Raw genomic sequence first — 9,706 nt, forward strand, 5'->3', positions numbered from 1 at the left:
TTTGGTAATAGGCTCCAGCCACACCAAAGTAAAAGGGTGGCCCGCTCAAGAGCGGACCACCCCGATGAATGTGTCTTAGCGCACCGAGACGTACCCGGGCACACCGCCTTCGTGAGAAAAGACGATCTGCTGAACCTGAGCTTGCCGCGTATGGAAGATTGCCCCGCTGGAGGGGAGGTAATACATCCACATCCGGAAGTTACGTGGGCAGTAGCGGTCGCGGTCGAACTTCTCGAGCTCGGGCCAGCCGCCCGTCAGGTTTCCGATCCAACCACGGGTTGTGTGGAAGTAGCCCGGTCCGATATTGTGAACGTCTTCGATCACAAAGTACCCTTCGGCCGCTCGACCCAATTGCGGCACCGATGGCAGCATGCTGTTGGGGAAGATGCGTTCGTTGAGCCAAGGGTCACCTTGCTTGACCGAAACATTGCTAGTGATGGTGTGGAGGCAGAAGTGACCATGTGGAGCTAGTGATCGAGCGGCCACCGCCATGAACTGGCGGAAATTCTTGTAGCCAACGTGTTCGACCATGCCAATACTGGCAATGGCATCAAATTGGCCATTGATCCGTCGATAATCCTGTTCCCGGATCTCCACGTCCAAGCCATCGCAGAGCTGGCGAGCCAGTCTGGCCTGCTCTACCGACACGGTTACGCCGACGCCGCTGACGCCGTAGTTTTGGGCGGCATAGCGGAGCAAGCTGCCAAAACCGCAACCGATGTCCAGGAGTCTCATGCCGGGCTCAAGCTTGAGCTTACGGCAGACCAAGTCGAGCTTGGCATCCTGGGCCTGGTCCAAATCTTCCACTCCATTCGGGAAGTAGCCGCAGCTGTAGGCCATGGTGCGACCAAGCATGGCTAGGAAGAGTTCATTGCCCCAGTCGTAGTGGCGCTCGCCGATCTGGAAGGCCCGCTGGCGACTCTGCAAGTTCATCACCCGCGCTTGGGCAGCGGCCAGCAGAATGTGGGGGTTGAGCCGGAGTTGGTGCCGAGCGCCGGAGGACAGGATGCGGAAGAACAGCTCCTCCAGATTGTCGCAATCCCACCAGCCATCCATGTAAGAGTTACCGAAGCCGCGTGAGCCTTCGTCCAGGATTCTCTGGTAGAAGAGCGGTTCATGAACTCTGATGTCGAATGGTCGTGAACCGTTGAACTCGATTTCGGCTATAGCGGCTAGTTGGCGGATAGTCGTTTCGGCGGACATGTGAACCTACTTTCGGAACCGATTGGCTTAGTAAAGCCTCAACCTGATTCGAACAAGCCAAAACTATACCGCTTTTAGATCCAAATATAAAGCATGAGCACTAACGTTCGTAAGTTCTGGGGTTATTAAACCCAGATACGCTAGCGCAACTGGCACCCATGAAAGTTTCGAATTTGAGCTGGCGATCGCCCGTCATCTGAGCCAGCGCGCAACCAACCGTGGCCTGTCCGGCAGTGCTTAATTTGATGGGGCTGGAATAAGACATGCTATCCCACCTTGAACCGTCGGCCTTCAAATAGCTCCCCCGCTTGAGCTCAAATTTAACTAACCCGCTATTCGCGCCAATAGTGTTGGGGTCGGGTGAACCAGATGGCACGGCAAATTGGTTAATGCCTTGGCCATTGGCTGGAGCCAAATAGCCAATGGAAATTATCTGAACGGTTGGGTCAATGTAATCAGGGGCAAAAGCTAAATGGCCGTCCCAGTAACCCGGCTGAGCATTGCCGCTGGCGCCGGCGTAGCCATTGGTCCCCACTTGAAACCAATTGCCGGCTAATTTGCCATCAATATCGTAATCGATCTTGCCACTGCGGGGCTCGGCCGTGCGAACATATTTGGAGAGCGCCAGTTTCTTTAAATCATCAGTGTAGTAATTAAGTGGGTCGGCCGTATAAATTTTCCAGGCTTCACCAGTGTAATGAGCCGGGTTTATGAAACCAGTCAGGGGTTTGGTGGTATCCCAAACGGCAAAGTCCAGGGTTTGACCACCAATGTGACCGATCAATTGTCCGGCTTTAACGTCTATCGGCAAGGCCTTTTCGTTGATGTTTGGTTCGACACTGGTTAGCAGGTCGTAGTAGTAAAAGAAGGTACACGAGACCGAAAAGACCAAACGAATGCGAGTGGGATGGACTTCGATGCTAACGATTTTAGCGTCGCCCATAGCGTGGACTTCATAAGTGTCAGGCTTGGAATTGAATACCGTCGGTGAAAAATATTGGTGATCAACTGGAGTCACGTGGCCGCCGACCATCAAACCATAGGGCTCAATGAAAGCATAATCTTCGGCCTTCATCGGTGAGACACTTAGTTTGGAGCTACCGGTCCCGCTGCAATGGCCGCCGCTGAGCGATTTACCAGCTGCCTCGGCATCGGCTGGAGAGCCGGAGGTTGCGACTGAGTTTTTGTTGGCTTTGTGATCGTGAATGGTTTTGACGGTCACGCCAGCCACCGCCAACACGATCAAGACTAAGATGATCTCGAGGATCATGGCAAAGCCTTGTTGTTGGCGCAGCCGCTTCATAGTTACTTAATCATAGCATAAGGGGTTTACTGAAGGCTCAAAATCCATTTCCCTAGCTCATCTCGGCCAACCAGCTCGGTTCTGGTCGTGCGTGATAAAGACTGGGCGCTTTGCTGAAACGAACGATTAGTTATGACCATAGACTTGTTGCAGCCATAATGACCGATGGCACTATAGGCCTCTTGCACGGCTTTTAGATTGACCTTGCGGTGGGCGGCACAATGTTTAGCTTGGATTGCGTAGATATCACTCCCACGTCTAGCAATCAGATCGGCACCATAATCGCCGCTGGCCGGAGTTAGTTTGACCTTACTAAAACCAACCTGAGTTAAGAGTTGAGAAAGATAGTCTTCGAACTCGCGGCCGGTCATACTATCAACCCCAACTAACGAGACAGCTCGCGTGCGTTTGGTTCTAGCAGCATTAGTGAAGGCGCCAAGACTTAGAGCCGTGGCCGCAACCACAAAACCAAGCAGCAGAATAATAATAGCAACGACTGATGTATTATTGGCCAGCCAGGTCCCACCAGCTAAAGTCCCCAACGCCAAAACAGCCAGAATTAATATCAAAGCTTCATTTGTACCTGGAGACTTTGTTCTAGTACGCCGTCGCTTCATGCCGCCAGTATAACAAAGCCTTTGATTGGCCTTTGATTAATCAGTGGGTAATTCAGGATTTTCTGCCGCGATGCATGCAACCAACCCAGCAACACGGCCGCCGGATTCCTTGAATCAATTCTGAAACCGTTCGTTCAACATGATTTTGGCGCGTCTCCGCTTTTTTAACCGATATGGTCCAGCAAATCCATTCGTTGCGAGCCAGTGGCGTTAGGTCCTGCCATTGTTCCAGGGCATCCTCATTGGCCAACAGAGCCTTGCGCAAATCTGCTGGCACTTCGTGAACCACACCAGTTGAGATCGTTTTGGTTACCATGGTTATATTTTAGCAAACCCTTTATGTAATTAGGGCTTTGGTTGAGCCCTGCCTAGGCTCATAATAGACTCATGACCCAAAAATTTTTTGAGGATAACAACGGCAAAATCACTTTATGGCAAACGCCCAATTTAGCTCTAGTCGGTTGGGCAATGCTCTCGGTTATCAATCACTTTGTTAGCTCACAAGCTCTATCTTGGCTAGCTTCAGCTATACTTTTTGCCTGGGCTTTGATGGAGCTACTCACAGGAGTCAATTGGTTTAGAAGGTTACTTGGATTGACGGTGCTCATTTTAATAATTGTGAAACACCTATAAAGAATCAGGAGAATTTATGAAAAAAGAACGACTCTATGCCACCAGCTTTTCCAGCGTCTACCCCTACTACTTAGCGAAAGTGGAGAAAAAAGGCCACACCAAGGCTGAACTAGATGAAATTATTCGCTGGTTAACTGGGTATAGTCAAAAGGAATTTGAAGCTCAGCTTGCCAAGCAAGTGGACTTTGACACTTTTTATTCAAAAGCTCCTAAACCGAATCCTGCGCGCTCGTTAATAAAGGGCGTAATATGCGGCGTCCGGGTCGAAGAAATTGAAGATCCCCTTATGCAGGAAATTCGCTATCTAGATAAATTGATCGACGAGTTGGCTAAAGGGAAGGCGATGGAGAAGATTTTACGGAGTGCTGACAGTTAGAACTGTCGGCTAATTTTCGGTTGGAGTTTGTTCAATAATCACTGCCGGTTCGTTGCCAATCACCCAAGCGTCATGACCAGGTGGTATTAAACCGACATCCCCCGGGCCAAATTTCATTTCGGTTCCATCATCTAAATGCACAGCGATTTGTCCTGATACGTGAATCGTCAAGTGGGCATATTGGCAGCTATTGGTTTTAGCCTCTGGCTTAACATCTTCCGACCAGCGCCAACCCGGTTGGAAAGTTAATCGTCTGGTGGTTATGCCGCCCAGATTAATAGCGTCAACCACACCCCTGCCAGAAGGATGTTTTTCGTCCGGTGCTTCAAAGCTCTTCTTTTCTAATTTCATAATTACTTAACTCTCTAAGTTTAGTGATTTTATTCAACAATCCGAGCATAGCAGAAAAACGGTAATGGGAGTTAGAACTTTAGTCGTCGCAGCAGCTGAGCATTGGCTGCTACCACAATCGTCGACACAGACATGAGGATAGCTCCAACCGCTGGAGACAATAAGATTCCTTGTTTATACAGCACCCCCGCTGCCAATGGAATTGCCAAGACATTATATCCAGTTGCCCAAAAAAGATTTTGAACCATTTTTCGATAAGTTGCTTTCGAAAGCTTAATCACTTTTACGACATCCCTAGGATCACTCTTAATCAAGATGATGTCGGCTGACTTGATGGCAACATCAGTGCCAGCTCCAATGGCTATGCCAATATCGGCTTGAGTCAGGGCTGGAGCATCGTTAATGCCATCACCCACCATCGCAACTTTTGAACCGCTAGCTTGAAGCTCTTTGACCTTGGTGGCCTTGTCCTCAGGATGCACCTCGGCAAAAAAGTGATCCAGTCCTAGTTCCGTAGCTACCAATTCCGCCACCGCTTTTGAGTCTCCTGTTATCATAGCCGTTTGGATACCTAACTGTTTTAACGTTTTGATAGTTGCCAAAGATTCTTCCCTGATCATGTCAGCTAGTGCTAATGCTGCTATTACTTCCCTGCCTTCGAGCAGATAGACTTCAGTCTTCCCATCTTCTGCGGCTTTCTGAATATACTGCTCAATCTCAGGTGGAACTGCTATGTCATTCTCAGTGATAAAGCGACGACTGCCAGCTGTATACTCTTTGCCCTCTATTTTGCCTTTGACCCCCAAGCCAGGTAGTGCCGAGAAGCCGCTAACTCTTAACAGCTTGATGCCTGACTGTTCGGCTTTCCTTACAATGCCCCTACCAACAATGTGTTCGCTGTTACGCTCAAGGCTGGCTGTAAGCTGCAACGCCGTGTTGTCATCGATGCCCTTTATAGCCCAAATGTCGGTAACTCCATGCTCGCCCTTGGTCAATGTGCCGGTTTTATCAAACAAGACAACGTTGAGATTTCGAGCAGACTCGAGAGCCAGTCGTTTTCTGATAAGTAGTCCGTTTGAGGCCGCCAGTGTGGTCGAAATAGCAACCACCAAGGGCACAGCTAATCCCAGCGCATGAGGGCAGGCGATGACCAGCACAGTCACTGCCCTCTCCACCGCAAAACTACCCCCCATAGCAAATGCCCAAATGATGAAAGTAATGACTCCCGAAGCTAGTGCCACATAAAACAACCACCCAGCCGCCCGATCGGCCAGCGCCTGGGCATTTGACTTAGAGCGGCTGGCTTCGGCGACTAGCTTCATGATGCCGGCGAGTGCCGTATTCTCGCCTAGCTTAGTTACTTTGATGGTCAATGAACCGTCTTGGTTAATAGTGCCCGCTATGACTTCATCATGAACCGATTTGGCAACAGGTTGGGATTCACCGGTAATGGCGGCTTCGTTGACGGATGAACTCCCCTCAGTAATTACGCCATCGGCTGGGATGCTAGAGCCTGGCCTGACGAGGATTAAATCATTGAGTTTCAACTCAGAGACTAGCACTGTTACTGGCCGGCCATTCTCAAGACGCTCTGCCTTATCGGGCAGAAGTTTGGCGATAGCATCTAAGGCGCTTTCGGCACTGTGAATCGACTTCATCTCTAACCAATGACCTAGCAGCATAATAGTAATTAGCGAGGCCAGCTCCCAGAAGAAGCCCTCACCGTTAATAAAGAACAGCGTTGCCAGGCTATATAGATAAGCGGTTAGGATTGCCAGACTAATTAGAGTCATCATGCCTGGCTGCCTGGCCTTCAGTTCGCTTACACCACCTCGAACAAAGACAAGTCCACCATAAAAGAAAATGATGGTCGCAAAGATCGCCGGTATATAACTAGACCCTGGAAAGGTTGGTGGTGTGAAATGTAGCCATCGTTGAATAGTGTCCGAGTATGCCATTACCGGCAAAGTCAGGAGCAAGCTGATCCAGAATTTGTCTCGAAACATCGCTACAGAGTTACCGGCGTGCTTATTGTGCTCCGAGTTCATGCCGTAAGTATAACAAAAACGGCCTCTCGGCCGTTTAAGCATAAGCATATTTGCTCCAAACGGTGATGGAAGTAAGAACTTTAGTTTCTGCTAGTTAACTTTTCTAACCATGCTTTCGGTCTTCACTATTAAAGTTGTGTCTTGGCCGATAGTGGGCAGTATCACTCTAGTTAAACCTTCTTGTTGATCCTCCACCCTGCACGATATCATGGCGACACCAATCCCTGCCTCAAATGGTGCTTTTACCTCTTCAGGAAGCTGAGGAGATAGTCGAGGCATATTGAGTCGCTGTACGGCTTCTTCTGGCACAGTAAAGGTGTTTTCTTCACCTAACGAGTCTGTAATCTCTACTTCGGTTGTTTTAGCATCTACAGAAGGCATTGCCCGACCGCTAATTCTTTCGGGATAACTAGATTTATCAAATTCCCCACTTTCGGGCGAATTAGGTGATGGTCCATGTTCAGACATATGTTAATCATATCAAAAAAGACCCCTTTAGGTCTTTTAAGCATAAGTACTTTGGCTCCAAACGGTGTTGGATGTTCGAACTTTAATTACACTCAATCAAGCAGCTTGAACTCGAGTGAACTGCGCCCTGGGCCGCCCCTCTAAATGATCATCGTCTGGGACATAAAAGTCTAGCACCCCACTTGCCCTTACAGGCACAACTATCTGGTCGGGCCACCTGTCTATGCTTTCATGCTGCAAAGACTTAATATCATCGCTTATCGTCTGCTCTCGTTCTACGGCGGCTTCAGGACTATTCGTCCAATCTAAGTCGTCTATATTGTGTAGTTGCGGAAAGCCCTCACCCAAGCCCGATTGACCTGCTATATCAACTTCTTTGTCGTTAACTGTTACGGCGTAATCGAATGGGCTTTGTTCAAGCACGTAGCCATCTGGTGCGGTTTCAATTGGAGCTTCGGCTGGCACATCGTGTGCTGAAACGTAGAAAGTTCTATCAGTCCCAATTTTTCCCTGAAAATCTGGGCCACCGACGCCAATGTCTCCAGCTCCGTCAGCAATTGGCACTCGGGCGTCAGCCTCTGCTCTGCGATCGGGTTTAATTCTTAATACTCCGTACTCGGCATCTCTGCCATAAGGAGCTGCCTTAATAATCTCCCATAGTGGCATAGCAATCGTGCCTGGTGCCCTGCCTCCGCCCTTGTAGCCGGCAGAATCGTATAGTTCACTCCAGTGCGTAGTAGGAGAATGAATATGGCCATTAAGTTCTCCTGCTGTGGCAGCATGAAATTCACCTTTCGCCCGTCTCTGCATCCTACGGGGCATAATCTTGCCCTGCCCACGAGTTTCTAGCATTTCACTTGATGAATGAAAGAGCAGTTGGCCAGCATAACGTGTGTCCTTCCAAAAAGTTTCCTGAGCACCGTTTAGAACTAATAGAGGGTTTTTCAACAAAGATGTGTTCAAGTATCGTGGGGGGTTGAGTCCAAGAGTCTTACCTGCTTTATCAAACATGCCAGAGGAATCTGCTTTCTCTAGTACTTCGGAAGCTACAGACTTAATGAGGCTCCTTTCTTTATCTCCGACTGTAGTAACGGCAACGCTTGGCTCATTAAAAAGTGCTTCGACTGCTTTTGCCATGAGCATAAGTTCAGCCCTTTCGAGATTTGAATCATCGGGGTTATCCAGGCGTCCTAACCGAATGATAGCCATATAGGATCGAATAATATTACATATAGCTGGCGGCATATTGCCGTGCTCAATAATGCTATTAATACTCAGCTGTAATTCCTCACCCTTTAAGGGTGCTGTGGCGGCAATTTCCTCAAGTTTGCTACGGCGCTCAGCAACATCAGATTCCACTACATGAGGATCTTCTTTCAATAGCGATTCTACGTCTGAAGCCAAGCCGTAATGATCGGCATAAAAGCCCTCCACTGAAGTTTTTAACTCTGGTGTAGTAATGAAATCACATCGTTCCAAAGCCTCATCTACCCGGACTTTTAAGTTTTCTGGCTTTAGCATCTCGGATGAGGATAATTGGTGACGTATCTGTTCTTGGGTAGGGCTCTCTTCAATTAGGACGTCTGCAAGAGACTTGCCAGAGAACTCTGCATTTTCTTCTTGGCCTGCAACCACTTCACTCATTCCGTAAGTATAACAAAAACGACCCTTCGGCCGTTTAAGCATAAGCATATTGGCTCCAAACGGTGATGGAAGTTAGAACTATTTTATCAGTTCATTAATAGTGCATTCTTAACTAATTCAATTTTTTCGTTATTTGTTTTTGCATTATTATGTTCATCAACTTGCCCCTTGTATAGGATTGAGTTATGTAAGTAAATTAGGGACTGATATGCTTCATTTACCTTGTCTTGGGATGGAATTATCCTAATCAAAATCAATGATTTTCGCCAAGTTATGCTCATATACTTTGACTTTAACTGAGTAGCAGCAGAACGTAGATCAGATTCGATCTGTTTGATAAGTTGTCTCTCTTGCTCACTAGGTTCATCGGGAAAGAAGTTTGTTAGACGATTCGAATAATAATCTAACCTGTCTAAAACTAACTGCACTTGCTCTCTGTACTTATATAGAGGTGTTAATACTAATGCTCTCGCAAATTCTGCGAACACAAATAGAATCATTCCACCAATAAGCGTGGCTGCCGCTGTCAATATAATTTTCAGCCAATCTGACATGCCGTAAGTATAACAAAGCTGGGCTACTGCTCAGTGTAGTTATCAATCGAAAGAATAGTATTCCAGGCAACCTTTGATGGTTCTTTCTTATACTTTTCATGCAGCGTAAAGACAATGAAGCGGTACTTCGTTGACGAAATAGCTTTTGAGAAGTGTTCTCCAACAAATACCGTGTTCAGCACGTTCTCGATCCTTGCTCCTTCTTCAGTCCCTCTCCATGAGTCTCCATGCATCTTCTCTAATAAGCTGGCTCTTTGCTCCAAACTATTCAATGACAATACGCCAAGGTCCTTGTCTTGGTAAATTGCTTCATTAGCAATTCTTGGTAAGTAAGGCATAACTCTTTTGGTAAACTCCTTTTTCAGGCTGTCGGGAACTTTTGCACCTGATACGTCAACTCGGTTTCCGAAAAGGAGATTTATTACTTGCCCTTGGGTCAAGTCTGTTAAATTCAAATTCTTAAAATCTACGTCTCTAGCTTTCGATATATAACCCATAACGGTCAACGA

12 protein-coding genes are annotated in these 9,706 nt (G+C 47.7%); 2 read left to right on the forward strand and 10 right to left on the reverse strand.

Annotated features, from left to right (window positions below):
- Positions 1-75: 75 nt before the first annotated feature.
- From cfa to VLE72_03935, 4 genes are all read right to left on the reverse strand, one after another.
- Entirely contained in the window at positions 76-1,203 is a 1,128-nt protein-coding gene (gene cfa / locus VLE72_03920; GenBank protein HSX15020.1) for a cyclopropane fatty acyl phospholipid synthase, read from the reverse strand.
- A gap of 100 nt (positions 1,204-1,303) precedes the next feature.
- Positions 1,304-2,506 (reverse strand): hypothetical protein, encoded by a 1,203-nt coding sequence (locus tag VLE72_03925; protein ID HSX15021.1) that lies wholly within the window; start codon positions 2,504-2,506, stop codon positions 1,304-1,306.
- 26 nt (positions 2,507-2,532) lie between these two features.
- Positions 2,533-3,123 carry a restriction endonuclease gene (locus VLE72_03930; protein ID HSX15022.1) on the reverse strand — a complete coding sequence of 197 codons (591 nt, stop codon included), beginning with the start codon at positions 3,121-3,123 and terminating at the stop codon, positions 2,533-2,535.
- Positions 3,124-3,175: 52 nt separating this feature from the next.
- Complete coding sequence (locus VLE72_03935; GenBank protein ID HSX15023.1) at positions 3,176-3,439, reverse strand: YdeI/OmpD-associated family protein; 264 nt, start codon at positions 3,437-3,439, stop codon at positions 3,176-3,178.
- Positions 3,440-3,510: 71 nt separating this feature from the next.
- On the opposite strand from VLE72_03935, the gene VLE72_03940 reads away from it, so the two are divergent.
- Together VLE72_03940 and VLE72_03945 are read left to right on the forward strand one after the other, a co-directional pair.
- Positions 3,511-3,756 (forward strand): hypothetical protein, encoded by a 246-nt coding sequence (locus VLE72_03940; GenBank protein HSX15024.1) that lies wholly within the window; start codon positions 3,511-3,513, stop codon positions 3,754-3,756.
- A 16-nt stretch (positions 3,757-3,772) separates the two neighbouring features.
- The gene (locus VLE72_03945; GenBank protein HSX15025.1) at positions 3,773-4,132 is read left to right on the forward strand and encodes a DUF2200 domain-containing protein; all 360 of its coding nucleotides are present in this window, start codon (positions 3,773-3,775) and stop codon (positions 4,130-4,132) included.
- A 9-nt stretch (positions 4,133-4,141) separates the two neighbouring features.
- Here VLE72_03945 and VLE72_03950 read toward each other — a convergent pair whose 3' ends face one another.
- From VLE72_03950 to VLE72_03975, 6 genes are all read right to left on the reverse strand, one after another.
- Positions 4,142-4,483, reverse strand: coding sequence for a cupin domain-containing protein (locus VLE72_03950; protein HSX15026.1), 342 nt, complete (start codon positions 4,481-4,483; stop codon positions 4,142-4,144).
- Between the two features lie 71 nt (positions 4,484-4,554).
- Positions 4,555-6,531: a copper-translocating P-type ATPase gene (locus VLE72_03955; protein ID HSX15027.1), complete on the reverse strand. Its 1,977-nt coding sequence runs from the start codon at positions 6,529-6,531 to the stop codon at positions 4,555-4,557.
- A 90-nt stretch (positions 6,532-6,621) separates the two neighbouring features.
- Positions 6,622-6,999, reverse strand: a complete 378-nt coding sequence (locus tag VLE72_03960; GenBank protein ID HSX15028.1) for a hypothetical protein — start codon at positions 6,997-6,999, stop codon at positions 6,622-6,624.
- Positions 7,000-7,095: 96 nt separating this feature from the next.
- Entirely contained in the window at positions 7,096-8,643 is a 1,548-nt protein-coding gene (locus tag VLE72_03965) for a hypothetical protein (protein HSX15029.1), read from the reverse strand.
- An 86-nt stretch (positions 8,644-8,729) separates the two neighbouring features.
- Complete coding sequence (locus VLE72_03970; protein ID HSX15030.1) at positions 8,730-9,197, reverse strand: hypothetical protein; 468 nt, start codon at positions 9,195-9,197, stop codon at positions 8,730-8,732.
- A 23-nt stretch (positions 9,198-9,220) separates the two neighbouring features.
- Positions 9,221-9,706: hypothetical protein (locus tag VLE72_03975; protein ID HSX15031.1), on the reverse strand; the 486-nt coding region annotated here is incomplete at its 5' end.

Source organism: Candidatus Saccharimonadales bacterium, from assembly GCA_035480635.1.
Taxonomy (GTDB): domain Bacteria; phylum Patescibacteriota; class Saccharimonadia; order UBA4664; family DATIHN01; genus DATIHN01.